This window comes from Cyanobacteria bacterium GSL.Bin1, assembly GCA_009909085.1.
Lineage (GTDB): Bacteria > Cyanobacteriota > Cyanobacteriia > Cyanobacteriales > Rubidibacteraceae > Halothece.
In genome coordinates this window covers 14396-40949 of record JAAANX010000083.1, presented here as the reverse complement: position 1 = coordinate 40949, position 26554 = coordinate 14396, and the positions used below count along the sequence as shown (strand labels likewise).

Below are 26554 nucleotides of genomic sequence, written 5' to 3'. Positions count from 1 at the left end.
TGTGTCGTAGTCAGATCACAATCGTGTTTTGTCTCGTTCTGATATCGATCAAGATTTACCTCTTGAAAGTGCTCCAATCAATTTTTTGTCATTCTGCGTCATCATGGAACTACCCAATTTTGTTAGGACTGCAACCGCTAGAACAGAAGTTAGATATTGGACTCGGGCTAAAGCTGCCACTTTGATGGCAATGTGTTTGGCGTTATTGATGATTAATATCGACGATACGCTCTTGAATGTCGCACTCCCTCAAATTCAATCGGGTTTAAACATCAATTTGTCAAGATTACAGTGGATTCTCACTGCCAATGCTCTTCCTTCTACTAGTTTCGTCCTTTCTGCCGGGAGACTGGGCGATATTTATGGGCACAAACGCATTTTTCTTGGGGGATTATTTGCGTATGCTTTGGGTTCTCTCGTTTGTGGTTTTGCTCCTGGGTTGGGGGTGTTAGTTGGGGGCAGAGTGTTGCAGGGTCTTGGTGATGCTGCCTTAGTACAAGCTTCTTTGTCTATCCTTACCGATACCTTTCCAGAAGAAAAGCAAAAAGCGAAAGCGATTGGAATGTGGACTGCTGTAGCGGGACTTGCCTTAATTACAGGTCCAGTGCTGGGTGGGTTACTGGTCGATCAATTCGGGTGGCAAAGCGTGTTTTTTATCAATTTACCACTGGCGATACTCACTTTTGGGGTGACTTCTTGGGTAGTGAAGGAGGTGAGAAATCCGAATCAGCAATCTATTGATCTGCCAGGTTTGTTGCTGAGCATTATTTTCCTGGGTTCTTTTGTCTATGCCATCACCGAAGGCTATAGTGCTGGGTGGCAATCTCCCTTAATTATTGGGTTGTTTGCTATGGCAACACTGAGCTTACTTGCCTTTTTGGTGATCGAGTCCCATCGTCGCTCACCGATGTTGCCCTTAAATTTATTTCGTCATTCAAATTTTACGATCGCGAATATCGTTTCAGTATTGGTATTCTTGACCCTAGTCAGTTTGCTATTCCTGTTCAATTTATTTTTACAGCAAATAAAAGGTTACTCAGCCCTAGGAGCGGGTGTCCGTTTTCTGCCACTCAATGGTGCTTTCATTGTTGCCTCTTTTGTCTCGGGATGGTTGGTTGCTCGGCTGGGGTGGCGTTTTGCAATTAGTAATGGTCTCATTTTGATGAGCATAGCCACTTTTTCCTTTTTGAGCACGAGTGCGAACACAGAATACCAAGATATCTGGCTCAGTTGTGTTGTTTATGGCTTTGGGGCTGGTTTAACCCTCAGTCCACTATCCTCTTTGGCGATGAGTGCTATCCCTTTCACACAAGTGGGTATTGCTTCAGCGATACACGGCACCTTTAACCGCATGGGTTGGATTCTGGGAATTGCCCTGCAGGGTACGATTCTCAGCCAAGGGTTAACTGCTAATCTCCAGCGCTCCCTTTCTGATTGGAATTTGCCCTCAAATCTCCAAAATCAAATTATTGCTGATGCCTTGCATAACGGAACCCAAATTCCCAGTGATCTCCCGGAACGGATCTCTCCTTCTCTTTGGCATCAGTTGTTTAGTCAGGCGTTTGTCTCGGGGTTACACACTGCCATTTTAATCGCAAGTATGGCTCTTGTTATTGGCGTGTTATTAATTTTGGCATTTGTTCCGTCATCCGTTAAAGGAATGCGCGATCGCGCTAAGGAATAGCAAATAATCAACTCCTGAGTCGCTTTTAAAAAAAAGAGTAAACATTAATTCAACCTGTTCCCAGACTTTTTTAATAACAATCATGCGGATCTAGCAAACTGTCAATTTCTCCCATAAAAATAAGTTTCCTTATTCTATGAAAAATAACCTCTTGATCACAATAAAGAGAAGATTTGTAGTATGAACTGCTTGACAAGTAAAATTACTTATGTGATGATACGGAGAAATTAAACGATAGATTAGCAAAAAGCTGAGTGTGAGCCACATATTTCTGAACTGGTTTACATGTATCTAGACAAAAAGTTAGCCAACGAGCACGAGAGAGTCAGAAGAAAAACTACTTTAAATCACATTGAAATTTATTCTATTTTTTAGTTTTCAGTTGTCCAAAAAAACTATCAAAAATATAAGACAAAATGGTTGAGCCTAATTTACTATCCGTTGCTTTATTAACCCCTGCTTCTGATCCCGTGTTTGGAGATCCGAATGCTATTATTGATCTCATTTTTGCTCGCGCTGGCAGTGACGCGATTAATGGCTATGATCCTGGCAGTAACGACGGAACAAGAGTCGATATTGACTTCCTGATTGGGGATTTGTTTGACAACACACCTGAAGAGTTTGAACTGATTCTTACCATTGCTTCAGGAAATACCTTCGCCATTCTCGACGCTGACATTCCCTCAGTTGGAGCGGATCGATATGTATTAGGAGAGGTATTTCAGCCCTACTACAGTAATTTTGACCCACTTTCTTTAATCACAGATGACTTTTTTGGATTTAACCAATTTGCCGTCATCTACGACTTTGCTCCAGAGCAAGATACAATTCAGCTCAATGGCAAAAAGGATGACTACCTGCTGCTAGAGGTGAACAACTTAGCAATTCCAGATATTGGAACCTTCTCAGGAGAGCTGATTTTTTCTTTGCAGCAAGGTATTCCCGATTTAGTGGGCTTAGTTGTTTCCAAGCCGGAAGTTGACTTAGCCCTCGATAAAGACTATTTCCAGTTTGTTGGCAATAAACCAGAAGATAAACCAGAAGAGAAGAAAATTGGTCAGCTGAGTACAACCGGTATTGATAACGGCAATGGCATTGCTGTAGATGCGAATGGCAATATCTATATAACAGGTAGCACCAGTGGTTCACTTTTTGGAACCAATCAAGGATTTGGCGATGCCTGGGTTACTAAATATGACATCAATGCTAATCAGGTCTGGGGTCAACAAATTGGGACTGCCACGAGTGATGTTGCCTACAGAGTGGTTACCGATGCTTCGGGACATTTTTACTTAGCTGGCAGCACCGGGGCGAACTTAGTTGGCAAAGATGATCCGAATGCCTCCTCAGAGGCTTGGGTTGCCAAGTATAACCAAAATGGCAATCAAATTTGGGGAAAACAGTTTTCTTTAGATGGCGCTTTCTCCACCAGTGGGTTTGGTCTGCAAGTTGATAATGACGGAAATGTTTATCTATCTGGGTTGGGGATCAAGGAAAATCAAAATACTGAAATTTTTGACTTTACTGTTGAAGATGACGCTTGGCTGACGAAGTTTGACAGCCAAGGGAATCAGCAATGGACGACGGTACTAGATACTCTCTTCTTCAACGAAAACTATGATTTAGCTGTTGATGATGAAGGGAACAGCTACTTTGTCGGCTGGACGCAAGGGTTGATCGATTTTGGGGCTTTTGGTGGAACTGGCAATCCTGCTTTTCCTCAGCAAGAAGCGGATCCCTCTCGAAGTTTATTAAAGTATGATGCCTGGCTGACAAAAGTTAATCCTGATGGCAGCATTGCCTGGATTCAACAATTTGGCAGTCCAGATGAGGGCTTAGAGTTCGCCTGGTCAGTTGATACCGATAGCCAGGGCGATATCTATGTTTCAGGCTGGACGACCGGAGCCTTAGGAACTCTGGACAAAGAGTTTGAAAAAGCTGAGAAACGTGATCTCTTTCTTGCCAAATTTGATCAGGACGCTGGAGATTTGGTCTGGTCTAAACAGATTGGTTCTGAAGGGGATGATGGTGCCTTTCTGTCTGACCTGGTCATTGATGATCAAAATAAAATTTATCTGACTGCTTACACCAACGATGAGTTAGGCGATGGTAGTTCCGATGAAGCTTTTAATGCCTTGGTCGGCAAATTTGATACTTTAGGTAATAATGAGTGGCTGCGGCAATTTGGAGTAGATGACAAATATGACTACGCTACCGGTATTGATGTCTCTGGCGATAAAGTTTTTGTCACAGGCTATTCTGAAGGCTATTTGGGACTAAATGGTGCAGAAGCATCCGGCGGAGCTGGAGATGCCTGGATTGCTCAACTGAAAGCTAAGGATGGAAAGCTTACAGAATTTGTTGGTAATGATGCAGAGAGTGTAGTTGTTGAGTCTGATATAACGCTTCCCATCGAAAATCTTAACTTAGTAACAAATGAAGCCCTGCCTGTTGGGGATGGTCTTATTCAAACCACCGAGGGCAGCTCTACAGGCTTGAACGTAGTAGATTATGGAGAAATCGGTTTGGGTCTAGGCGGGGCCTTTGACCCCTCGGCTGATAACTCTGTCCAAACAGCCTTGCTTGAAGCCTTGAATGACCCAAGCGTTTTCGGTAGTGATATTCCAGGTCTGAAACTGGAAGGCTCTGATGATGTGGATGACATCCTGATGGGTCTCGTGGGTGATGACGAAATCAAGGGCAAGAAGGGGAATGACACTCTCTATGGTCGGGCTGGCGATGACAAGCTTGAGGGCGAAGATGGAGATGATACCCTCTACGGGGGAGGCGGTGCCGATGAACTCAAAGGTGGAAACGGAAATGACCGCTTCATCATTGAAACAGCTACTGAAGCCGAGTTTGATGTCTTTGATGGTGAGGGTGAAGAACTGGAGCGCGATCCTCAAGGCGATACCATTGTCAACGCTAGTGGCGGTGACGTGACCTTTAAAGAGTTTGATGATATTGAAACCTTTGATGGGAGTGGTCACGCTATTCTGGGTAATGCGGACAAAAATAGCTTTGACTTTAAGGACATAACCCTAGTCAATGTGTCCTATGTTGATGGGGGAGCAGGGGAAGACGAAATCAAAGGCGGAATTGGCAATGAAACCTTTCGAGGGGGAGCCGACAAAGACAAGCTTGAGGGCAAAGAGGGCAATGATAGTCTCTTTGGCGATGCTGGTCCCGATGACATTAAAGGAGGTAAAGGCAACGATACCCTGGATGGAGGAGCCGGTAACGACAAACTCAATGGTGAGGAAGGGAATGACACCCTGACCGGTGGTGCTGGCAATGACGAACTAGATGGCAATAAAGGTGACGATGTTCTCATTGGTGTCAAGCCGGAGGCAAATGATCCTGGAGCTGGTGAGTTTGATAAATTAAAAGGGGGTGACCAATCCGATACCTTTGTTCTGGGAGATTCTAGCCAAGCCTACTATGTTGGTAATGGAATCAGTGATTACGCCCTAGTCGATGACTTTGAACTAGACGAATCGGATAAAATACAGCTTCATGGCAATCCTGATGATTACAGTCTTGGCATTGACCTACCTGATTTAGAAAAAGGAACCGCGATTTTCCTTGGCAGCAACCAAAACGACTTAATTGGTATTGTCAAAGATGTTAAGGACATCATGCTTACTGATACGAGCATTTTTAACTTTGCTTAGGAGCAGAAACTAGAATAGCCAGAATAACTAGCGCACGGAGGCATTACTTGCAAGCTTATCCTCGTTATGACTGCCTAATTGCTAGCAAGTATAACTTTACACTCCGTGAATTTTGTGCAATAATACTTAGTAAAATAACTGAACTAATGTTCCAAGAGCTAGGTTAATGTAAGTTATTTCACTTAAATTTTGTGGGAATCCAGAATTTGCACTCAATTCTTGACCACTAATTTTCAGCTAGCCGGCTGTTCCTGACTAATTAATCCAGAGAGCTTCTAAAAATGGACGAATCCAATATTATTGCCTCATTATTAACCCCAGCCAGCGATCTAGTTACAGGTTCTTCAAGTGCTAAATTTGAAGCTATATTTGCTCGTGCAGGTAATGACACTATCTATGGCTATGACCCTGGAGATAGTGATACACTAGAGCAAAATATTGATTTTTTATTTGGGGACATATTTGATAATTCGGCTGAAGAGTTTGAAATTATACTGAACATTCAAGCTGCTAACCAAGGCGGTAATCCACTACTGATTTTAGAAAGAGATATACCTTCAGTAGGGGCAGACAAATTTGTTTTGGGAGAGGAATTCCGCCCCTACTACACCACTTTTGATCCTTCCAGTTTACTGACTACTAATCAGTTTGGAGTTAATGAATTTGCTGTAATTTATGATTTTGATCCCAGTCAAGATAAAATACAGCTAAACGGCAAAAAAGATGATTATTTATTAATTGAATTAAACAATTTACAGGTTGAAGCACTCGCTCAGCCTTTTTTTGGTGAAGCTATTTTGTCTTTGCAGCAGGGTGTACCTGATTTAGTTGCCTATGTAATTACAACCCCTGAAGTCGATTTAGACTTAAAGGACAAATATTTTGAATTTGTGGGTGATAAACCTGAAAAAAAAATCGATGAGAAAAAAATTGGGCAGTTAGGAACTACTGGCATAGACTTCAGCCTAGGGGCAGCCACAGATTCATCAGGCAATCTTTTCCTAACAGGAAGTACCAGTGGTCCCTTAGCAGGAGATAGTCAAGGATTGTCTGACTTCTGGCTCGCTAAATATGGCAATAGTGGTAATCAAATATTTTTAAAGCAATTTGGTACTTCTTCAAGTGAAGAGTCAAATGCGATTGCCACAGATGATCAAGGCAACGTATATCTAGCAGGAGTCACCGGCAGCAATTTATTTTCTGGTAAAAAGTCATCTGCCCAAGATGCCTGGGTAGCTAAATTTAATTCTAACGGCAACTTGGTCTGGGGAGAGCAGTTTGGCGAAAATCTCAATGGGGCTTTTTCGAGTACAGCGTTTGGAGTTGACGTCAGCGATTCAGGTGATGTTTATGTATCAGGATTGGGGATCAAAGACAATCAAAACCGAGATATATTTGATTTCAACGTAGAAGATGATGCCTGGATTGCTAAGTTTGATAACGATGGCAATCGGCAATGGTTTACCGAACTAGATACCTTCTTTTTCAATGAAAATTACGACCTCGCTGTAGATGCCCAGGGCAATGCCTACGCAGTTGGCTGGACGCAAGGTTTAACGCAAGAATCTGACCCCTCCCGTGATCTCTTAAAGTATGATGCTTGGATTACTAAACTTAACCCCAAAGGCGAGGTGGAATGGATTCAACAGTTAGGAAGTGTAGATCAAGGACTAGAATTTGCTTGGGGTGTGGACACAGACACTCAGGGGAATGTTTACGCCACAGGCTGGACGACTGGTAGTTTAGGCGCTGATTTTGAACTGACCAATGATTCCTACGATCTCTGGCTAGCTAAATTTAGCCCTGATAGCACTCTAGAGTGGACTAAACAGTTTGGTACGCCCAATGATGATGGTACTTTCTTATCTGATCTTGAAATCGACGATCAAAATAATATTTTCTTAACCGGATACACAAATGGTAGATTAACTAAGGGTAAAAGCGGTAAGCTTGCTAAAAATAATGGCAAAGGTAATAACAAAACAGAAGACTATGACGCTTGGGTCGCAAAATTTGATCCTGACGGAAATATCGGATGGGTTCAAGAGTTAGGCAGCAAAGACAAACTGGACTACGGTACGGCACTGAGTAGTAATGGTAACGGTCAACTTTATGTTACTGGTATTACTGAAGGATTCCTCGGTGATGGTAACGGCACGGGTGCTAATGGCGCAGCGGTAGATAGTTGGGTTGCTCGTCTAAATATTAACAACAAAGGAAAACTAGAAAAATTCATTGGCGATTCTAGTGGTTTTGCTGTCACCAGCAGTACCAATTTATTTGTGGTGGAAGATGTAACTGATGAGTTAGTTACAGATGAAAATTTACCAGAAGGTGATAATCGCATTAACCCAACTGCCGGAGTTGATCTCCCGATAACTACAGTAAATTATGGAGAGATTACTGGCAGCCTAGCTGAAATATTTGATCCGAATAATCCTGATTCAGTTACCTCAGCTGTAGTTGATACCCTTGAGGTAGAACCCTTTATCTAACAGGACTTAAACAATTGTGAGGCAAAAATAGCCTCAAACCGATATCCAGTGATTGTTTGATTTCGATTGGGGCCTTCACGGTGGCAAGCATGTCAAAAACGAGAGTCATCTGCACAGTACCTTATAGGAAAAAGTCATGCGACTAAGATTTCGGATCAACAGAATCCTTAGCCCACGTTCTGCTATTTTCCTATTTTTGCTAGCAATGCTAACTTCTTTGTTGACCAGAACGGTTCCTGCTGTCCTGGCTTACCCGCCTTCTCCTATCGGGACTTAAACGAAGTTTAAGCTAGAATGTAGCCAAAACTCGCTTTATAAGCAACAAATACGTCCCAATTTTCTTGAATCCACTTCAGAAAACGATAAGTAATAGCGGTTCTAAACGCTTCTAAGGCTTCACTAAATGTATTCAAAGGTCGGTTTGACCAGATGCGTCTAAATCCTCCTGTTAGTTGATGCCAAATGATAAATGTATAGGCACAAAAAACTAAAATGAAATGTCTGAAAAAACTTCGTTTGTCTCTGACCTGATATTCCTTCAGTCCTAAATTTCCCTTGGCTTCTCGGTAGAAAACTTCCACCCAATTTCTTTGAGAATCAGTTTTAATTACCCAATCGGGGGTCACGATTTTCGGGTTAACATTAGTCACAAAATAGTCAATTTCAGTCGCTTCAGAAAAAGAGCAAGCATTCATGACGATGCGCTTCGCGCTCGGTCTGGTGACCTACGCAATTCTTCTCTTTCCTTCTAAGCGTGAAATTTCTCCTTCGCCGTTCACCTGAATTGGATTCAGGTGCTTGCGGCGAAGTGCATTCCGCACTTCTACTATGGCTGCCCATAGAGTCTTTGGTTCTTCTATTAGTAATTGAACTTCTGTCAACTCCTCTATCGAGAGCGATGCAGCTAGCTCATCCACCCGAATGCTCTGTTGAGAGTTTCCATTTCTCTCAAGTTTTATCTTCCGATTCTTAGCAATTCCTCCTAAGTATTTCAGGTTTCTGGTTTCTAATTGGGAGAGAAAATTTGTGTTATTCCCATACCCAGAATCAACTAAAACAATTCCTGGTTTATCTCCTCTGGCTAAACTTCGGTCGATTAAATCAATGGCAAATTCTGGCTTCTTCTTAAACTCAGGGTGCGGAAGGCACTGCCGCTTTCCAGCCGGAATTCAATTCCGGCTGGGTCGGCAGTCTTTTTTCCCTTCTGGTAAAGAACTACTATGCTGGTATAGTTCAAGATCCAGGGGTAAGCTCTTTTTGCCATCATAAAGATGAGTGGTTACTGTAACAATTCCGTTATCGGTTTTTCCAATTTCTCCGATATATTGTCTTCCCACTCCTGCGGTGAAGTTACCACTTTTTCGATGCCCTGAGTCGTCAATAATTCAGCTAAACCCCTTGGGGATTTTCGTTTGACGACACTGGTTCATCACTTGCAAGCGACGTTCGTTTACCTCCTGAGCTGACCACCGAGCATCGGTTAAAAAGCGAGTGCATAATTCTGGGGTTTCCCCAGAATGCAAGATGCACTCAAGACATGGTGTAAACGGTGGTAAACCACTCCGATCGCGTTTTTTGCCATCTCTGAGAGGTTTTTTCGCCTACTTTCTCCCAATAATCCCCCTAAATATTGTCGAAATCCCTGTTTTTCCGCTTTAGTCTTGAAGACATCGTCGAAACGACGACACCATTTTTCAAAGCAAGCAGGCATCGCAGAAGGGGTAGTTTCTTTCATGAGTTAGCTGACAACGTAAAGTGATTGAACTGTAAGCATTTTACCATGCTTGATTGTGTTTTATCGTTTAAGTCCCAATATTAATTTTATTTAATAGAGATTTGTTTACAAGTCTTCCAATCTGTGCAATAGTGCCTACCTAGGTAAGGGGATTAAATGAAAGATGAAGCCTGTTGAGAGTTACTGCAACCTCGGGCTTGTCGTTTTTCAATTACTCTTGTTTAATGAAAATTAACAGCCATTCACCCTGATTCTCCTCTCAAAACCGCCCTCCTCGCCTGGATTGCTGGAATTGCCCCTTGGCCCGAGGCTTGGATTGGTTTTCCCGGGATTCCCTCTCATCTTTTGGGACAAGCCTGGGTGGGCTTAACCCAAATTTCGCCCGCTGCCATTGGTGAATTGCTCACAGTTCTATTCGTCTTTTTATTTGTAGATTTCTTTGACACCGTAGGCACTGTTACCGGTTTAGGCGTGCGGACTGGCTATATTCAAGAAAATGGGGAATTCCTCGGTGTCAATCGCGCTTTAATGGGAGATACAGTGGGTACAGTCGCTGGCGCACTTTTTGGCACTTCCACAGTCACCAGTTATATTGAATCTGCTTCTGGTGTCGCACAAGGGGGGCGTAGTGGCTTTACTGCCGTTGTCACAGGCACGTTATTTTTACTCTCAATCTTTTTTATTCCTCTCCTCTCCGGTATCCCAGCAGTTGCTACCGCCCCAGCCCTAATTATTGTCGGGGTATTGATGGTAGGAACCGTGCGTCAAATTGAATGGGATGATCCGGCAGAAGCGATTCCTGTTTTTTTAACCATTATTATGATGCCTTTAACTTATTCCATTGCTGATGGGTTAGCTGCCGGTTTAATTTCCTATCCTCTGATTAAACTGTTTCAAGGAAAAATAAAAGAAATTCCTCTTGCGATTTGGCTTATTGCAGTAGCTTTTCTAGTAAAGTTTGTTCTAGAAAGCATTTAATTCTATGTCAACTCTCCTCGTTAAAAATATCCACACGCTTGTCACCATGAACGAAAATCGCCAAGAAATTCGTAATGGTGCGATTTTGGTGGAAGATAATGTGATTTGGCAAGTGGGAACAACGGCTGATCTGCCAGCTACCGCTGACGAAATTTTAGATTTAAAAGGGCGCTATGTGGTTTTACCCGGACTGGTGAATACCCATCATCATTTTGTCCAAACCCTTACCCGGGCGGTTCCGGGGGCGCAGAATAGTACGCTCTTCGGCTGGCTACAAACCCTCTATCCCATCTGGGCAAACTTAACTGCAGAAGCGGTTTACTACAGTTCCCAAATGGCGGCTGCCGAGTTAATGCTGTTTGGTTGTACCACCGCCAGTGACCATCTTTATATTTACCCCAACGACTGCACCCTCGATGACCAGATTCAAGGGGTTCAGGAAATTGGACTCCGCTTTCATGCCAGTCGCGGCAGTATGAGTGTGGGGGAAAGTCAGGGAGGCTTACCGCCGGATAATGTCGTGGAAAAAGAAGCCGACATTCTCCGCGACTCCCGTCGGGTCATTGAAACCTATCATGACAATACTCGCCATGCCATGTTACGGATTACAATTGCTCCCTGTTCTCCGTTTTCTGTGACAGAAGACTTAATGCGAGAATCGGCAGCTTTAGCGCGATCGTATCCCGGTGTTCGCTTACATACCCATCTTGCTGAAAATAAATCGGATGTGGACTATAGTCTCTCTCATTACGGTAAAATCCCCGGCGATTATGCCGAAGCCCTCGGCTGGTTAGGAGAGGATGTTTGGCACGCCCATTGCGTTCAACTGACTTCGGGATCGATCCAAAAATTCAGTCATACCGGAACGGGTGTAGCACACTGTCCTTGTAGTAATATGCGTCTCGGCAGTGGCATTGCCCCCATTCGGGAAATGCTGGATCAAGGCGTTGCTGTGGGGTTAGGGGTGGATGGTTCGGCATCCAATGACAGTGGCAATCTTCTCAATGAAGCCCGAACCGCGATGTTACTGGCGCGAGTGGGAACAGAAAATGCAGGAACGCTTACAGCGCGAGAAGCTTTAGCAGTGGCAACCATTGGTGGGGCAAAAGTTCTCGGACGAGATGATATTGGTGCCCTTGCCCCCGGAATGTCCGCTGATTTTATTGCCTTTAATCTGGATCGTCCTCATTTTGTTGGTTCTCATCATGACCCCGTTGCTGCCCTCATTTTCTGCCATTCAGCAACAGTGGATTATAGCTTTATTAATGGGAAAAAAGTGATTGATCAAGGTCAGTTGATAACGCTTGATCTTAATTTATTGGTTGAAAAAACGAATCAAATTGCGAGTCAGTTGGTCTAAAATGGCTGATCTGACTAACAGAGTAAAAAAAAGAGTAGAACTATGGTATAACCCATAACCGTTTGGTTTGATCCAGAAGCAGATTTTTGGGAAGTTAAGTTTTCTGATGTAGCTGGATCTATGCGTGAAAACGGTAAGGGAAAAATATCAAGACAACCATTAGCAGGATTGCCTCTGGCAAAGCGCGATCGCGTTCAGCACCAATTCAATAGGGGCTTTTACTTTAAGTTAAATTCTTAAATTGATTAGGTTGTAGGCTATTACAGAAGAGAATTTTTCCAAAGTCCCAATACTAATTTGCCATAACATTTCGGTATAACAATCAAGTTGATTCTGTAACCAAACTTGTTTCAGGATGTAAAGTCAGCCTAGAAAAAACTGAGAGACAACTTAATTCAATTAAGCATTACTGACCTTCACTACTATCAGCGTAAGTCCTAGAACCTTATATTGTGTTAACCACACTGCAATATAGTCACGAGATTGGTAAGCTAATCTTCCAGGTCACAAAAGGAAAACTTATGATCTAATGCCTATATAAAATAAGCTAATTTTTGGGTTTGGGGCGCGATCGCGCAAACATTACAAACTGCTTACTTTTGATACAATCATTAGATAATTAATGTGATTTTACGCAATAAACTCAAAAAAAAATACAACAAATAAAGGCAATTAGGATCAATCAATTTATATTAAAATAATTTTTAGTGAAAGAAAATATAGCAGCTCCCATTCAAGTGCAGTAGAGAAGAAAAGGAACAAAGACGCCCTGCAGCTTAAACGGTGTACTTCATGAGTTCAAAAATTGCTATAAATTGGACTTTTATACTTAAGTATATTGGTGTAGTATATTTTTCGGAATCTTCGTCAATCGGAAGTTACTTTCGCATAATTGGCTTAAATTGTCAATGCGTAACTTCTACTACATTCATATAATGAGGGTTTAAGGAAACAAAGGAATTGGAAAAAATGAGTCAGAAGGCAATGACCTCCTATGCCAAACTTTTTTCACGGTTAACGATTGGTTTAATTCTTCTCACAATTCTTGTTTATATTTTGCGCGGAGTAGGGATTTTAACCTTTATTCCCGGTGGGATTATTTATCTTTTATTTCTCAGCGCCATTGGATTCGGATTATTGTCACAATTGGCGCGGCGTCTACGATGGTAATTAGCGAAAAATGGCTGAATTGAGCAATTTGGGGTTGCTGAATTGGGATGATAGGACAAAGGCGCGATGTCGCGAAGCGAGCGCCCTTCGGGCATCGCGCGATCGTGCTCTGGCAACGAGCAAAGCGCGATCGCGCCATTAAACTCAGCACTGCTCGCTTATGAACGAAAGCGACACGAGAAGAAAGCAACATTGGCTCTTCTGAACCAAGAATTTCTATGGGAACAACCGATTCAGGATCAAGAAGAATATTAATGCTGGTAATTAGCGAAAAATAGCTTCATCAATAGTAGCGCGGAAAAATTCACCATCCTGCTGAAAGTCTTCCCCATCAAAGAACCAACCGCCACGAACCCGACTGGGAATGGTATAGCCGCCAAAGGTTTGTTCGGCTTCGATGATGCCGCCAAACGAAAGATAGCGATGTCCTTGTTCATCGGGGTTTCCCCAGCGCGGAAACTGGATGGTTTCGAGTTTTCCAGCTAGATTAACCGTGAGAGTTAAGGGAATCCTTTCTTTTTGAAATGTCAGGTGCGCAATCGCTTGTGAGGAATTAGGGCTTTCCCAACTCACATTAGAACCACAGAAAACAGAAGGTAGCCACATCCCTTCTCCTACCATCCGACCAATCGCCGATCGCGTAATGTCCTCTCCTGAAGCTTGCATAACCGGCAGGAGTCCTAACAGTTTCCACTGCATTTTGCCCTCACCCTGCACCAGTTGGTCAAAACCGCGAATCGGAAGCACTCCCATGCGAAGGGTTGCCTGCCAGATGAAACCCACTGGGAAAGCAATAACTTGTTCAGCAGTGAAGGAAGACCAGCCTTTGAGTTTAATTTCCCCGTGCATTTTTAAGTGGATAGCAGAGGCAAAGGGAGTTTCCGGTGCGATTGAATGTTGGAGATAGCGTTGTGCGACTGCTGGCAAAACAGCATAATTTTCAGATTGAAAGGTTTGTTGGGAGGGAGGGATCGTTTCCCATAATTGGTGAAGCGATATGGTCTGAGTCATGGGAAGTCAAAATTGTCTTTCTTCTTAAATCATAATCTTGACACTCAGTAAAAAAACATTGCTGTTGATTCTAATCAGGATATTTTTGACGAAGGTAGAAAAATTTGGGTTAGAGCCCAGTCAGTTGACTCCAACCCAATCAATTAATAATCAATCACGCAGCATCTGAAGAAATCGAAGTTGCAACTGGCGACTGTTGAGACGATTCTGCTTGCGCATCTTGCGTCGCTTTTACCTTCAAGTACTCTTGCAATTGCGCTTCAATTTTATTGCGTACCAGTTCCCGATAAGCAAGGAAATGTTCCCCCAAAGCACAAACAGAAAGATAACTGGCGAATAGTTTAGGTTTCGCGCGATAAATATGGAAGAGATATTTCCAGAAAGTCCAGCGAGTTTTACGCATAATTCCCTGTCGCCAGAAAATCAGTAGCATGGCGCGTAACGTGGTGAAATCAACTTTCCGCGAGGAACGGTTATGTTTAGGTTCCCCAATGGTGAGATATTGTTTGTAAGCGCGATCAAGATAATTCTGGGGATCGTACAATTCCCAAAAAGCGTGAATATACTCCTTGGCAATATCTTCAATGGGACGAGTCGGGGTAAAGTTCATGAGGGTGGTTTGATTAATATCGGCCCCTTGCTCTAATAAACGTCCTTCTTTATTCAGACGATGCCAAAGTGCTGTATCCGGAAGGGCTTGTAGCATACTAAACAATGCCAGTGTAATCGGTGTATTTTCGACAAAATTAATAATGCGTTCTCCTGCTTGGGGTTTTTCCCCATCAAAGCCAATAATAAAGCCGGCAGTGACTCGCAAACCATGGCGCATGATCGTTTTGACGGCTTCTGATAAGGGGTCGCGGGTATTTTGATGTTTCTTGGTTAGAACTAAACTCTCTTCGTCTGGGGTTTCAATACCTAAAAAGACAGAGTTAAAGTTGGCTTCTACCATTAAATCCATTAATTCGGGATCTTGGGCTAAATCAACGGAGGCTTCTGTATTTAAAGTGAAGGGATAGTTGTGTTCTGCCATCCAGATTTTGAGTTCCTGTAACAGCAGTTTCACATTGCGTTTATTACCAATAAAATTGTCATCAACCACAAAAATACTCCGTTGCCAACCGAGTTCATAGAGTCGTTCCAATTCAGCAATGAGTTGGGTTGGGGTTTTAGTGCGCGGTTTGCGTCCGTAAAGAACAATAATGTCGCAAAATTCACACTGAAAGGGACAGCCCCGTGAGAACTGTACCGACATATTGTCATAAGCTTGGAGATCTAATAAATCGTAGCGAGGAATTGGCGTTTCGGTGACATCGGGCTTCTCGTCGGCTCTAAATTTACCACTGCTTTCTCCGCGTTCTAGGGCTTCCACAAACATGGGGAGCGTAATTTCTCCTTCGTCGAGAACCAAATAGTCAGCGCCTGTGGCTTCTGCTTCTGCCGGTAGCGCCGTCGGATAAGGACCTCCTACGGCAACGGGCTTGCCATATCGTTTAGCGGTCTGAATTTGGGCATTAAAGTCTTCTTTTTGCACGATCATCGCCGAAACAATGACTAAATCTGCCCATTCCCATTCTGCAGCAGTGACCTCTCGCAAATTGCAATCGACCAGGTAAAAATCCCATTTTTGAGGGAGAATAGCAGCAACGGTAATCAGACCTAAAGGCGGTAAGAAGGTTTTACGATTAACCAGGGCTAAAGCCTCTTCAAAAGACCAGAAACTCTTGGGAAAACGGGGATAAACGAGTAAGACACGCATGAAGGAGGTATTGGTTATTTAGATTCAGGATTCCTCCCTAAATAACATAAAATTCAAGGTCAAGCCAAGTTTTTTTTGCAATTATCAATAATTGACCTGTTTTTTGAAGATTGTAGATTCTGAATCTTATTGCGAAAGTAGTCTTCTTGATAGCTTAGAGATTGGGCAAACTCTAGGGCTTTTTCATAGGCAATCCGGGCTTGCTTTTGATGATTTTGCTGCTGATAAATTTCACCGATTTTGTCGTAGGTAACCATTAAGCCATAGTAATCATAGGACTGTTCTTGGATCACGATTAGTTGCTGGTAAATATCGAGGGTGGTGTCTAGAGAACTATCATTGCGATAAAGTTCAGCTAAGTTTTCTAAGGCAATTGCCGCGATCGCGTATTTTTGTTGGGAACGCGCCAGCTTAAAGGCCTCTTGATAGGTTCGACTCGCTTGAGCAAACTGTTCCAGTGTTTGATAATCGTCGGCTAAGGCAACCATTAAAGTCGGTAAGGCGTCTAGATTTTTTTGCTCTTGGTAAATTTCGATCAAACGCTGCTTGGTTTCAATTCCGGCTTCTGGATTGTCCGCTTGTTCGTACCAATTTTTGAGTTGCTTTAAGTAATTAATGACCGTTTGCGTATTGCCTTGGGCTTCGGCTTCGGCTAAAAGTTGTTCATAGGTACGAGCAGCGTCTTGGTAATGAAATTGATCGGCGTGCAGTTGGGCAATTTTTTCCAGTAAGGGAGTGGGATTTTCTCGGTCTTCTGCCAAAATTTCATACAGCGCGATCGCGCCATCGAGTTCTCGCATCTGTTCATAATTTTCGGCAAGGGCTGCTAGCAAATCGCGGTTATTCTCTGCTCGCGCCGTTTTTTCAATCACTCTTAAGCGTTCCTCAATATTGCGAAAGTCTGAGGAACGATTTTCTTGCCAAGCGACCTCCCCTACTCGCCCCAAGGCTTCCACTTCCTCGATGCGATCGAGTTTCTGGCGCAACCGGAGTTCTCGATACCAAACTTGAAACGCTTCTTCTACCTTTCCTTCTTGATACACTTGTTGTGCTTGCTGATTGAGCTGCTCAACGGGTTCTTTTAAGCGAAATTGTTCTAAAGGGCTTAAAGGACGAATAACGGGGATTTCCGGCAGGAGAGGATCAGCAAATGTCTCGACTTGTAAGGGGTTTTGGAAAGGGGGTTGTGCCCAACTGGGAGTGAGGGCTATCAAAGATAGACTGACACCGAAGCTTGTGATCAGTCCCCGGAAAAATAAGACTTTTTTGATCATTCTTTTTTTCTCCCCAGATTGAGCCGTAACGAATCACTAATTCTTGAATTGTTGTTCGGTCGGCGGATCAATCATATCCCATTGATGCATCAAGCTTGCGATTCCCAAGGTTAAAATCCCGCCAATGACAACCCCAGTCACGATGAGTGTAATGTAAAACCGCTGTAATAACCGTAAGTTTTCCTTGCCCTGTGGACTTAAAGGTTGTGAATTTTGATCGGAATGCTGGTCTAAATTGTCTTCAGATAACGGAGAGGGAAAGCCGTGATCATTATCTTCACTAAATGGCGATTGCATGGACGGGCGCGAACCATTATGGCTATAGCGGGAGTTGTCGTGATTGTTATTGTTATACATGGTTTAAAGATTAAGTAGCAATGAGGATAGGGTTTAAGATGTAACCGGCTGTGGAAGGGGTTGATACAGTGTGTTTCGTTCTTGGTAGGGACGATTAACCGCAGCGATCGCGCCTTGTAAGTCGGCCACTTCTAAGCAAGTTCCGCCCTGCGCCCCTGCCATGGTGGTAATATGTTCTTCCATTAACGTCCCGCCGAGATCGTTACAACCGCAATTGAGGGCTTGGGTTGCTCCCGCCAGCCCGAGTTTCACCCAACTCGGTTGATGATTGGGAATCCATTGTCCGAGGTAAATTCTCGCCACTGCTGTCAGTAATAAGGCATCTTCTAAAATGGGTTGATCTCGTCCGACTCTTTGCCGCAGCGGTTTCGGAGCGTCTTGTCCGACAAAGGGCAGGAGAATAAACTCAGTAATGCGAGCGGGATAGTTGTTCGTGATCGCGATTTTTTGCAGCGATCGCAGCTGTTCTAAATGGTGAATTTGTTGTTGTGGCGTTTCAATATGTCCCGATAACATCGTGCTAGTGGTTGGCATTCCCATGCGGTGGGCTGTGCTGACAATCTCTAACCACGTTTGAGTGTTAATTTTTTCTGGGCAAATGATCTTGCGAGCGCGATCGTCAAGAATTTCCGCTGCTGTTCCCGGCATTGAACCCACACCGGCCGCTTTTAATTCCCCGATGACGGTTTCATAACTGATGCCATCTTGTCGGGCGATAAATTGCACCTCTTGGGGAGAAAACGCATGAATGTGGAGATCCGGAAACTCACTTTTCATGGTTTTCACGAGCTCCTCATAATAAGCTAAAGCTGAACCGTTAATCTGAGCACTCAGGTTTAATCCCCCTTGCATACAAATTTCCGTTGCGCCTCGTTCTACCGCATTGGCACACTTGCCCAAAATTTCCTCAAAGTTGAGCCAATAGGCACCGTCTGTACCTTCATCGCGCCGGAAGGCACAAAAACTACAATGTTGCTCGCAAATATTCGTAAAATTAATATTGCGATTCACAACATAGGTAACAGTTTCTCCAACTTGTTGTTGACGAAGCCAGTCTGCTGTTTCTTGAATGGTTTGTCGGGCAGCAAGATCGGTCTGAGTCAGTAATAATTTACCCGCTTCAGGAGACAGTTGTTTTTGCTCCTGCGCTTGCTTCAGAAGGGAGTCCAGTTCTGTAGAAATCACACTAAGTTTTGGTTGTTTGTTGAGTCGCGTCAAACTGTTTCGAGAAACACTTTGCCATTACAGATCATTGGTTCCGATTCTAGCGATTAGAATTCTTTTTTGACACCTTCTGGCACACCCACTGCAGAACGACCCGCTAATTTGCGTAGATTTTGCATTCGCACCAACTCAGAAAAACTAAGACTACTTCTCGCTTCAATTTCGGCAATTTTTTCGATACTGCTTAACAAGGCTTGGGCCGCTTCCTCTGCATCATAGCCTCGCCGTTGCGCCACTCGGATGGCTGCTTCATCAGCATCTAATTCCGTTTGCACACTGCGCGTTTTGCGCCAAATCTGGCTTCCTGCTAAGACCGCTAAACCGCCACTGACCAACAGACCAATCGCATCCCCTTGCCCGGCTTCTACGCCAGCACCGATCAATCCCGCAACAACCACCCCTTGGTACAAATCCGGTTTAAACCATTTAATTCCGGTTAGCCAACAAACAGCACGTAGTAATGCCAGATCTCGTTCTCCTCGCAAGAGATCCGTCCACAGGTCAAAATTAATGTAAATGGGTCGCGCGCCTTGCTGCCAAGGAAAAGGGAAAGGCGCTTCAATGAGGCGCGATTGCTGGGGCTTGGGAATAATTTTGGTGTACATCCGTCCCGAAGCTGGCATTAAGTCGATTAAGCGACGAACTTCATCTTGATCTGGGTACATGGCTCAGATGGCGCTAAAAGCGATTTGTATCATTTATATCATATTGACACGCCAACCGCTTCAAGGCTGTTGGATTCCTTAATGACCTAACTCATCCTTCCCACCCAAAATGAATGGCAGTATGATTGAAATGGCTCAATCTTCTCGGAACAAGTTTGAAATCATGAGTGATCTTATCCGAAATTTTACTGTGTTAATAACAATGGGGAGTCCCTTTCTCTTCACCGGCTGTCAGCTGAATAATGCGCCGAGCACTAATGGTAATCAGCAAGGGGTTGAAGTGAAATTTCTTGCGGGCAGTGATTTAAAAATGTTCTGCGATCGCGCAGCAGAACGGTTGAATCAACAAAACCCCAAACTCGAAACCGGTGAACGCTTTTATTTGACTTGTGACACTAAAGGTAGCGGTGATGTTGTTTCTGAAGTTGTGACGCTTACTCAACAACTCAATGCAGGGAGTCTCTCCGCATCGGATCCTCAGTTTCCCACCTTAATTTCCGTTGATGGAGAAATCTATCATGCTCAGTTACGATATCGGGTTGAACAAATTTTTCCCGGACAAAACTATATTCCAAATATTCCAGATGCACCGTTGCTTGCCAATAGCCCGATGGTTTTTATGACAACAGCGGAGTTAGCCCCCGACTTACGCCAACAAGAAGACTTATTCCAAACCCTTGTCAAATTCGATAATCATCAGCAACTGGGGTCAAATAGCCCCTCTTTACCCATTAACTTTGTTCATACTGCCCCGACTCGTTCTAATTCCGGTTTACAAACTCTGGTTGCCGAATTTGCCAGCGTTTCCGGGAAAGCCCCGGAACAAATGACCGTTGCTGATGTCCAAACTTATCAAGATCAAGTGCGAGAAATTGAAAGCAAAATCACCCGTTATGGCGCCTCCACCGCCAGTTTAGCGGAAGATATGGTTGCCAATGGTGTGTTTTGGGCCTCTATTGCTTCGGTTTATGAATCTCTGGTCATTGCAGCCAATAGTAACCCGAACAATACCACCCGCTATGAAGCGGTATATCCAAAAGCGACGTTTACCTCCAACTTACGCGCCATTCTACCGCAAGCGCCCTGGGTCAATGAGCAAGAACAAGCAGCCGCTGAGCAAGTGATTGAGTTTCTCCGTTCTGAGGAGATTCAGGTGATCGCGACTGATCTTGGATTACGTCCAGGGGTACCGGGAGTCGCGTTAGGAAATAAATTTTCTCAGGAATACGGCGTTGATCCTAATGCCACCTACAATTCTTTACGCCCGCCTTCTCCAGAAGTGGTCGAGGCGATGCTGACTTCGTGGCAAAACTACGCGAAAAAGCCGTCGCAAGTGGTGGTCGTCGTTGATTCTTCCGGGTCAATGGCTGGGTCAAAATTACCGGCGGTACAAAGCACGTTACGCACCTATATCGAAAACCTAGGTCCCAAAGAAAAAATTACTTTAATCGATTTTGACTTTAGAATTCAGGAACCGGTGCTAGTAGATGGAACGGCTGAAGGACGACAACGGGGAATGCAGTTTATTGCTAACCTGCGTGCCGATGGCGGAACACGATTGTACGATGCGGCGTTACAAGCTCGCAATTGGTTAGAGACAAACTATCGGGAAGAGGCTATTAATGCTGTCTTAATTTTGACTGATGGTGAAGATTCCAACTCACAAGTTTCTCTCCAAAACCTTACTCAACAATTAGAACAAAATAATTTCTCCTCGGATCGTCGGATTGCCTTCTTTACTGTGGGTTATGGCAAGGAAGGGGAATTTAATCCCAATGTGCTTCAACAAATGGCAGAACTGAACGGGGGCTATTATCGCAAGGGTAATCCACAAACCATTGCTCAACTGATGTCTGATTTACAATTAGAGTTTTAGGGAGATTAGGAACTGGGCTTACTTAATCCGTCACGGAGAAGAAGAGTGTCATGCAGAACAACTTGAGAAAGGACTGTTTGGTCATTGGAGGGGGATTGACGGGTTTAGTGGCAGCAACTCACCTGCAATCACAGGGGTTTACGGTCAAAGTGTTGGATAAAGGGAGAGGCATTGGCGGACGTTTGGCAACCCGTCGGATGAATCCTCCCTCGTTGGCAAAAGGGAAATCTGATCAAATTTCAGAGCAAGATCCTTTCTCAGAAAGCTTAATCTGTGACTATGGGGTACAATTTCTGAGCGCAAAAAGCCCAGAATTTCAGTCCTGGCTTGACCAATGGCGGAAGTTAGAACTCATTGAACTCCGGTCCGGTGCCACTGACGTTAAACAATATTGGGGGGTTAACGGTATCCGGAAGATTGCCAAATATCTGGCTTCCAATCTTGATGTTCAGACCAGCACCAAAGTGGTGAATTTGAATGGTGATGCTGCGGGTTGGACAGTGACGGCAGAGGATGGCAGCACGTATGACAGCGAGCTGCTAATCCTCACTGCACCCTTACCTCAAAGCCTACAGCTTTTACAACGCTCTCATTTGCCTCAACTCGACACTTCCTTGAGAAGATTGAATCAGATTTCTTATCGAATGTGTTTAGTGGTATTACTGCTTGTTTCTGCCCCCCTTCCTTTTGAGCAAGGGAGTTATTATCATATTCAAGGAGAAAAACTAGACTCGATGATTTGTAACTCTCAAAAAACTCTTGCTTCTCAATACTATACTGTCACTTTACAAGGCACGGCTGAGTTTAGTCAGGAGTATCAAGATAATGAACGTCGGCATTTAGGCGCTCAAGAACTCATCGCTGCAGCGCGAGAACATTTAGGCAAAGCCCATATTCTCGATGATCAAGTGCATTTTTGGCGATACAGCACTCCCCTGGCTCAGTTCGATGCCCCCTTTCTTTCACCACCGGAATTCATCCAAGCTTCGCTTCCTTCTCTCTATTTGGCAGGAGATGCATTTGCTTCAAAATATGAGTTAGCCTCCAGTGCTGAAAGTGCTTTTCTGTCCGGTTTAGAAGTTGCTCAATCAATTTGCCGCGCAGGCAACCGTTTCGATGATCATTCTTAACTAAATTCAAGTCTTCTTAGGTGGAAACAGCATACTCATTCGAGGATGATTGAGCTAAAAATCGATCTAAATTAGCTTCAAGGCTAAAGTATCTCAAAGTCTCTTCCATTGCTGCTTTGGTGGTTGCAGAAAAATGATTTTGAAATCGATAAGTAGTGGCTGGAATCAAGATCCAATAAGCTTCAGGCAGTTTATGATACACTGATTCTACAAAAGCCAATAAATTTTGCGGAGAGCAATCATAACCCGTATCAAAGTCAGCAGTAAGGTTTCGTGGTAAAAAATGCTTAATTATTATTTCTGGATTCATATGTTCATAAACATAATAAGAACCAACAAAAATAACTGTTTTTGCTTTTAAGATCAGTGGTGCTAAAGCTGGGGTTAGCATATCAACGCTGAGCGCTTTCACTTTTTCCAGCTTTAAATCTTGGATCACTTTTGCGACCATCGAGCCAGCGTAAGCATCTCCTTGTTCGATACTGCCATAACCGATAATTAAAATTGGTATTTCTTGTGCCGAAATCAGAGAAGTATCCATGGCTTAAATAATGTATATTATCGTTACTTTAATTCTAAATAGTATCCGCTGCTACTTTTTCAGGAAAAGCTGATATTTGCAACATAGATTGAGAAAACTTATATAAATTTAATATTTTTTTAAACATATTTTTTGAGTGATTACTTTTCTAATATTAATTTAATTATATTGATTTTTGTCACATAAAATTACATTTCTCTAGAATAGTAAAATCAATTAAAAATCACACTTGATGCCTCTTTACCAAGTATAACTATGGTTTTTTTCTTTCGATCTAAAAACATCACAATTAGTAATGTTAGTGATCAAGTATGAAACGAAGGAAAAGGTAATCCTTTTAGCTCAGTCTCGAAGCGACACAGACAAAATCTTTTCTACAGTAAGTTTTCAGATTACAGTAAAATTGTTAGCAAAACCTCAGCTGGATCTAGCTGTTGAGGACTTGAATAGGAGGTTGTTGATGAAATGGTTTGCTAATCCGCTCCATTACCCGATCGCGGTGTTAATTGGTGGTCTGGTTTTAGTGCTCGGTGTGCGGTTAGTGGGGTTACCCAGCTATATGATTCTTCCTGTCTCCGGCGCGATCGCGACGGCCGGTGCGTCTTTTCAAAAATCACGAGCCCCCGCCCCCCTGCTGATTGATAACCCCGCCTTAGCAAAAGATTTAGCCGCAGTAAGCCATACGGCAACAGCGGTTGCAGAAAAAGCAGAAATGCTGCGAGAAGAAGCCGATCGCGCTTTGTCCGATACCTCTTTATCATTAGATCTCCTCACCCAAGTGCAATATGCCTGCGATCGCGCTCAGGAATTACCCACCCAAATTGAAACCCTGTCTCGTAAGTTCCAAGGGTCGGATTCTTTACTTTCGGTCTCTGAGTTAGAACACCAACTCGCCGATATTCAAACAAAATTGCCTAAAGCTTCTGGTGCCTCTCGTCAGCAGTTAGAAGGCCTCCAAAACAGTGTTCAGCGCAATATTCGTTTAGCCCAGCAAGGAGAAGACGCCCGACAAGCACAAGTGATTGCCCTCAATACCGCGATCCAAAACTTAGCCGGGGTTTTACAACAGCTACAGAATAAGTTACGCAGTGCCGATTTGGCGGATGTGAATGAAGTGACGGAACTCCAAAATTTGAGTGCAGAACTCAATAGTTTGCAAGAAAACGTGGATATCTTAACTAGTAAAGCACCATGACTAGCACTCGTGAGACGCAACAAAAGCAACAAAAAAAGAACACTTGGATTTCGATCGCGATTATTGTCGCTTCCCTTGGGGCGAGTTACGTCCCCTTACCGGGTTTGAATAAAACGGTGGTTGTGGTTAGTGGGACAGAATTAAAAGAACCGTTAGAAACGCTGGAAACGACCTTTGAACAAGCCCATCCCCAAATTGATCTCGAATTGAAGTTTCAGGGGTCGCAAGATTTGGTGAATAACTATATTAACCAGCGCAATGACTTTAACCCAACGGTTTTAATTCCTGCCAATGGCCAGATTTTAGAACAGTTAGCCGAACGTTGGCAGGAGGGAGAAGCCTTTTATGAACAACCCAGCGCGATCGCGAAGACGATGTTAGTCGGGATTGCCTGGGAAGAGAGAGGAAAGATTTTATTTCCTTCCGGGCGCTTTGACTGGCGACGTTTAGAAAATGCCATGCAGCAGGGAAATTGGGGTCGGATTGGGGGATCTGCCGATTGGGGAAGTTTTGATTTCATCACCACCAATCCCACCCGTTCTAACAGTGGTCAGTTGACCCTCAGCTTGTGGGCGCAATCCAAAACTGGAGACCCTTTATCACAAGCGCTGCGACAAGCGGAGACAGAATCTCTATTTGCTTTAGTCAAGCGTTCAGTTTATTTACCCCCACGTTCGACGGATATTCTCCTGCAAGAATTTATCACTAGAGGTCCCAATGATGCTGATGTCGCGACCGTTTACGAAAGTATTGCCTTACATCGTTGGGAACAAGCGCAACAAACCCGCAACCAAAGTTACCAAATTTATTATCTTGATCCCACGATTGAAACGGTTTCCACTGCGGGGATTGTCCGTCGCAATATAGATCGGGGAACAGCCGAAGCAGGGAAAACATTTATTAATTTTCTGCGCCAACCCGAACAACAAGCGGTATTTGTTCAATATGGTTTTCGTCCTGCCATTTCTGAAATCGATCTCAGTACAGTTGCCAATAGTCCTTGGGGACAAAATATTCCCGGTGCAGCGGTCAATCCTGCCAACCAAGCCTTATCGACTCCTAAGGCGCAAGAATTAGCTGAGATTCAACGTTTATGGCAAAGGGTGCAATAATCACCCACCCGAAGTAAAGGAATTAGTCAATTTCTTGAGATTGATTGAATTTTAACTGAAGCTCGCTTAATTTAGTTTTTAAGAGTTGACTTTCCTCCGTTTGGCGTTGCGCGATTGCATCTAAAAGTTCCGTGAGTTGTTGTAAACACTCATTTAAGTTTTTAATTTGTTCTTGATGGGAAGACTCCTTTGCTGCTAGTGTCTGCAACTGATGGAATTGGTCTTGAATTTCTGAGAGTTGGGTTTGCAGCGTTTTTAATTGATTGTCTTGAGTCGTTTTGAATTGCCGATAGTCAGAAACTGTTCCTTGAATGTCTTCTAAGTTTTGAGTGTGGGTTTCTTTCCACTCAGTCAATGCCTGTTGAACGTCTTGAATTTGCTTTTGTAAGTCTAAGAAGTTAATTTGCTGATTTTCTTGTTCGGTTTCACTACTTTGCAGTAAAGTTTCTAGATGATGAGAGCGATGTTGCTGCGATCGCTGCTCTTTTTTTCGATTCAGATTGTTGATAATCAGCGCGATCGCGATTGGAATGAACCCCCAAGCAATTTGCTGTGTCTGAATTGCAACCGTCGTTCCTGCAATCACTGCAATCAGTAAAAGTTTCTCAAGAAAATTTCTTAAATCATTGGGCTTTGACGTTAACTTTTTCATGACGTTCCCCGACCCAAACAAGTGTTGTCGGATATCTTAATTTCTCCCGAGACAAGGGGGATCAATTATTTAACTATAACGATTGAGAATTGCCTGTAATCCGCCTTCATAGCCTTGACCCACTGCACTCATGCGCCATTCTCCATCTTTTCGATACAGTTCTCCCATAATCATGGCCGTTTCGATGGAATACTCTTCGGTTAAATCGTAGCGAAGTACTTCTTCTTTGGTTTTAACATCAACTAAACGGACAAAGGCATTACTCACTTGTCCAAAGTTTTGTCCCCGTTTTTCACCATCATAAATTGTGACGACAAAGGTTATCTTTTGCACATCTTCTGGAACTTTCTTCAAGTTAATAATGACGACTTCGTCATCCCCTTCTCCTGCACCGGTAAGGTTATCGCCCATATGTTCCACAGAATTGTCAGGATCAGGACTCTTTAAATTGTTATAAAAAACTAAATGATTATCAGAAATCAGCTTTTCATCACTACCTAAAAGAAAAACAGAAGTGTCTAAATCAAAATCGCTTCCGCTATCCGTTTGATTCACATCCCAACCTAAACCGACAAATACTGCTTCTAAACCGGGAGATACTTTTTCGAGCGAAACCCGTTGTCCTTTCTGCAAAGAAATTCCCATATTTCACCTCTTTTTGA

General features: G+C 43.5%; 19 protein-coding genes and 2 pseudogenes. 11 read left to right on the top strand and 10 right to left on the bottom strand.

The features are described 5' to 3' along the window. Window positions 1–103 precede the first annotated feature (103 nt). The 3 genes from GVY04_10440 (at window position 104) to GVY04_10430 (ending at window position 7853) form a co-directional block, all read left to right on the top strand. Window positions 104–1684: a DHA2 family efflux MFS transporter permease subunit gene (locus GVY04_10440; GenBank protein NBD16530.1), complete on the top strand. Its 1581-nt coding sequence runs from the start codon at window positions 104–106 to the stop codon at window positions 1682–1684. Window positions 1685–2100: 416 nt separating this feature from the next. After that, a complete protein-coding gene (locus tag GVY04_10435) occupies window positions 2101–5358 on the top strand; it encodes a hypothetical protein (GenBank protein ID NBD16529.1) in 3258 nt (1085 codons plus the stop codon). Window positions 5359–5639: 281 nt separating this feature from the next. Then, entirely contained in the window at window positions 5640–7853 is a 2214-nt protein-coding gene (locus GVY04_10430; protein NBD16528.1) for a hypothetical protein, read from the top strand. A gap of 284 nt (window positions 7854–8137) precedes the next feature. On the opposite strand, the pseudogene GVY04_10425 reads toward GVY04_10430, so the two are convergent. Next, window positions 8138–9588, bottom strand: a pseudogene (locus GVY04_10425) (IS701 family transposase). Between the two features lie 264 nt (window positions 9589–9852). Between GVY04_10425 and GVY04_10420 the strand changes: the two are divergent. The 4 genes and pseudogenes from GVY04_10420 (at window position 9853) to GVY04_10405 (ending at window position 13351) form a co-directional block, all read left to right on the top strand. Further along, window positions 9853–10566 (top strand): annotated as a pseudogene (locus GVY04_10420) (NCS2 family permease). A 4-nt stretch (window positions 10567–10570) separates the two neighbouring features. Beyond that, complete coding sequence (locus tag GVY04_10415) at window positions 10571–11926, top strand: 8-oxoguanine deaminase (protein ID NBD16527.1); 1356 nt, start codon at window positions 10571–10573, stop codon at window positions 11924–11926. Between the two features lie 969 nt (window positions 11927–12895). Then, window positions 12896–13096, top strand: a complete 201-nt coding sequence (locus tag GVY04_10410) for a hypothetical protein (GenBank protein NBD16526.1) — start codon at window positions 12896–12898, stop codon at window positions 13094–13096. Window positions 13097–13162: 66 nt separating this feature from the next. Then, the gene (locus tag GVY04_10405; protein ID NBD16525.1) at window positions 13163–13351 is read left to right on the top strand and encodes a hypothetical protein; all 189 of its coding nucleotides are present in this window, start codon (window positions 13163–13165) and stop codon (window positions 13349–13351) included. Between the two features lie 9 nt (window positions 13352–13360). Here GVY04_10405 and GVY04_10400 read toward each other — a convergent pair whose 3' ends face one another. The 6 genes from GVY04_10400 to GVY04_10375 all read right to left on the bottom strand — a co-directional run bounded on the left by GVY04_10400 (window position 13361) and on the right by GVY04_10375 (window position 19386). Beyond that, entirely contained in the window at window positions 13361–14107 is a 747-nt protein-coding gene (locus tag GVY04_10400) for a hypothetical protein (protein NBD16524.1), read from the bottom strand. A gap of 154 nt (window positions 14108–14261) precedes the next feature. Then, window positions 14262–15866, bottom strand: a complete 1605-nt coding sequence (locus GVY04_10395; protein ID NBD16523.1) for a DUF4070 domain-containing protein — start codon at window positions 15864–15866, stop codon at window positions 14262–14264. Between the two features lie 59 nt (window positions 15867–15925). Further along, window positions 15926–17140 (bottom strand): tetratricopeptide repeat protein, encoded by a 1215-nt coding sequence (locus tag GVY04_10390; protein ID NBD16522.1) that lies wholly within the window; start codon window positions 17138–17140, stop codon window positions 15926–15928. Window positions 17141–17176: 36 nt separating this feature from the next. After that, the gene (locus GVY04_10385) at window positions 17177–17497 is read right to left on the bottom strand and encodes a hypothetical protein (protein NBD16521.1); all 321 of its coding nucleotides are present in this window, start codon (window positions 17495–17497) and stop codon (window positions 17177–17179) included. 33 nt (window positions 17498–17530) lie between these two features. Then, window positions 17531–18682: a 7,8-didemethyl-8-hydroxy-5-deazariboflavin synthase subunit CofH gene (gene cofH / locus GVY04_10380; GenBank protein ID NBD16520.1), complete on the bottom strand. Its 1152-nt coding sequence runs from the start codon at window positions 18680–18682 to the stop codon at window positions 17531–17533. A gap of 86 nt (window positions 18683–18768) precedes the next feature. Further along, entirely contained in the window at window positions 18769–19386 is a 618-nt protein-coding gene (locus tag GVY04_10375; protein ID NBD16519.1) for a DUF3318 domain-containing protein, read from the bottom strand. Between the two features lie 202 nt (window positions 19387–19588). On the opposite strand from GVY04_10375, the gene GVY04_10370 reads away from it, so the two are divergent. Together GVY04_10370 and GVY04_10365 are read left to right on the top strand one after the other, a co-directional pair. Next, window positions 19589–21262, top strand: a complete 1674-nt coding sequence (locus GVY04_10370; protein NBD16518.1) for an extracellular solute-binding protein — start codon at window positions 19589–19591, stop codon at window positions 21260–21262. Window positions 21263–21312: 50 nt separating this feature from the next. Then, the gene (locus GVY04_10365) at window positions 21313–22392 is read left to right on the top strand and encodes an NAD(P)-binding protein (protein ID NBD16517.1); all 1080 of its coding nucleotides are present in this window, start codon (window positions 21313–21315) and stop codon (window positions 22390–22392) included. Window positions 22393–22408: 16 nt separating this feature from the next. Here the strand turns inward: GVY04_10365 and GVY04_10360 are convergent, their stop codons facing one another. Beyond that, window positions 22409–22933: a hypothetical protein gene (locus tag GVY04_10360; protein ID NBD16516.1), complete on the bottom strand. Its 525-nt coding sequence runs from the start codon at window positions 22931–22933 to the stop codon at window positions 22409–22411. Window positions 22934–23393: 460 nt separating this feature from the next. Between GVY04_10360 and GVY04_10355 the strand changes: the two genes are divergently transcribed. Next, window positions 23394–24128, top strand: coding sequence for a hypothetical protein (locus GVY04_10355; protein ID NBD16515.1), 735 nt, complete (start codon window positions 23394–23396; stop codon window positions 24126–24128). Next, a complete protein-coding gene (locus GVY04_10350; GenBank protein ID NBD16514.1) occupies window positions 24125–25240 on the top strand; it encodes a solute-binding protein in 1116 nt (371 codons plus the stop codon). The genes GVY04_10355 and GVY04_10350 overlap by 4 nt, the downstream gene beginning before the upstream one ends. Before the next feature lie 22 nt (window positions 25241–25262). On the opposite strand, the gene GVY04_10345 is transcribed toward GVY04_10350, so the two are convergent. Further along, window positions 25263–25892 carry a hypothetical protein gene (locus GVY04_10345; protein NBD16513.1) on the bottom strand — a complete coding sequence of 210 codons (630 nt, stop codon included), beginning with the start codon at window positions 25890–25892 and terminating at the stop codon, window positions 25263–25265. Between the two features lie 69 nt (window positions 25893–25961). Further along, on the bottom strand, window positions 25962–26537 hold the full coding sequence (locus tag GVY04_10340; protein NBD16512.1) for a chemical-damaging agent resistance protein C: 576 nt from the start codon (window positions 26535–26537) through the stop codon (window positions 25962–25964). Window positions 26538–26554 lie beyond the last annotated feature (17 nt).

Coding starts and splice junctions, on each gene's coding strand:
- GVY04_10360 (NBD16516.1), bottom strand. CDS start 22,933: ATGGATACTTCTCTGATTTCGGCACAAGAAATACCAATTTTAATTATC.
- GVY04_10355 (NBD16515.1), top strand. CDS start 23,394: ATGAAATGGTTTGCTAATCCGCTCCATTACCCGATCGCGGTGTTAATT.
- GVY04_10395 (NBD16523.1), bottom strand. CDS start 15,866: ATGCGTGTCTTACTCGTTTATCCCCGTTTTCCCAAGAGTTTCTGGTCT.
- GVY04_10440 (NBD16530.1), top strand. CDS start 104: ATGGAACTACCCAATTTTGTTAGGACTGCAACCGCTAGAACAGAAGTT.
- GVY04_10365 (NBD16517.1), top strand. CDS start 21,313: ATGCAGAACAACTTGAGAAAGGACTGTTTGGTCATTGGAGGGGGATTG.
- GVY04_10340 (NBD16512.1), bottom strand. CDS start 26,537: ATGGGAATTTCTTTGCAGAAAGGACAACGGGTTTCGCTCGAAAAAGTA.
- GVY04_10370 (NBD16518.1), top strand. CDS start 19,589: ATGGGGAGTCCCTTTCTCTTCACCGGCTGTCAGCTGAATAATGCGCCG.
- GVY04_10430 (NBD16528.1), top strand. CDS start 5,640: ATGGACGAATCCAATATTATTGCCTCATTATTAACCCCAGCCAGCGAT.
- GVY04_10345 (NBD16513.1), bottom strand. CDS start 25,892: ATGAAAAAGTTAACGTCAAAGCCCAATGATTTAAGAAATTTTCTTGAG.
- GVY04_10385 (NBD16521.1), bottom strand. CDS start 17,497: ATGTATAACAATAACAATCACGACAACTCCCGCTATAGCCATAATGGT.
- GVY04_10400 (NBD16524.1), bottom strand. CDS start 14,107: ATGACTCAGACCATATCGCTTCACCAATTATGGGAAACGATCCCTCCC.
- GVY04_10390 (NBD16522.1), bottom strand. CDS start 17,140: ATGATCAAAAAAGTCTTATTTTTCCGGGGACTGATCACAAGCTTCGGT.
- GVY04_10375 (NBD16519.1), bottom strand. CDS start 19,386: ATGTACCCAGATCAAGATGAAGTTCGTCGCTTAATCGACTTAATGCCA.
- GVY04_10350 (NBD16514.1), top strand. CDS start 24,125: ATGACTAGCACTCGTGAGACGCAACAAAAGCAACAAAAAAAGAACACT.
- GVY04_10410 (NBD16526.1), top strand. CDS start 12,896: ATGAGTCAGAAGGCAATGACCTCCTATGCCAAACTTTTTTCACGGTTA.
- GVY04_10405 (NBD16525.1), top strand. CDS start 13,163: ATGTCGCGAAGCGAGCGCCCTTCGGGCATCGCGCGATCGTGCTCTGGC.
- GVY04_10435 (NBD16529.1), top strand. CDS start 2,101: ATGGTTGAGCCTAATTTACTATCCGTTGCTTTATTAACCCCTGCTTCT.
- GVY04_10415 (NBD16527.1), top strand. CDS start 10,571: ATGTCAACTCTCCTCGTTAAAAATATCCACACGCTTGTCACCATGAAC.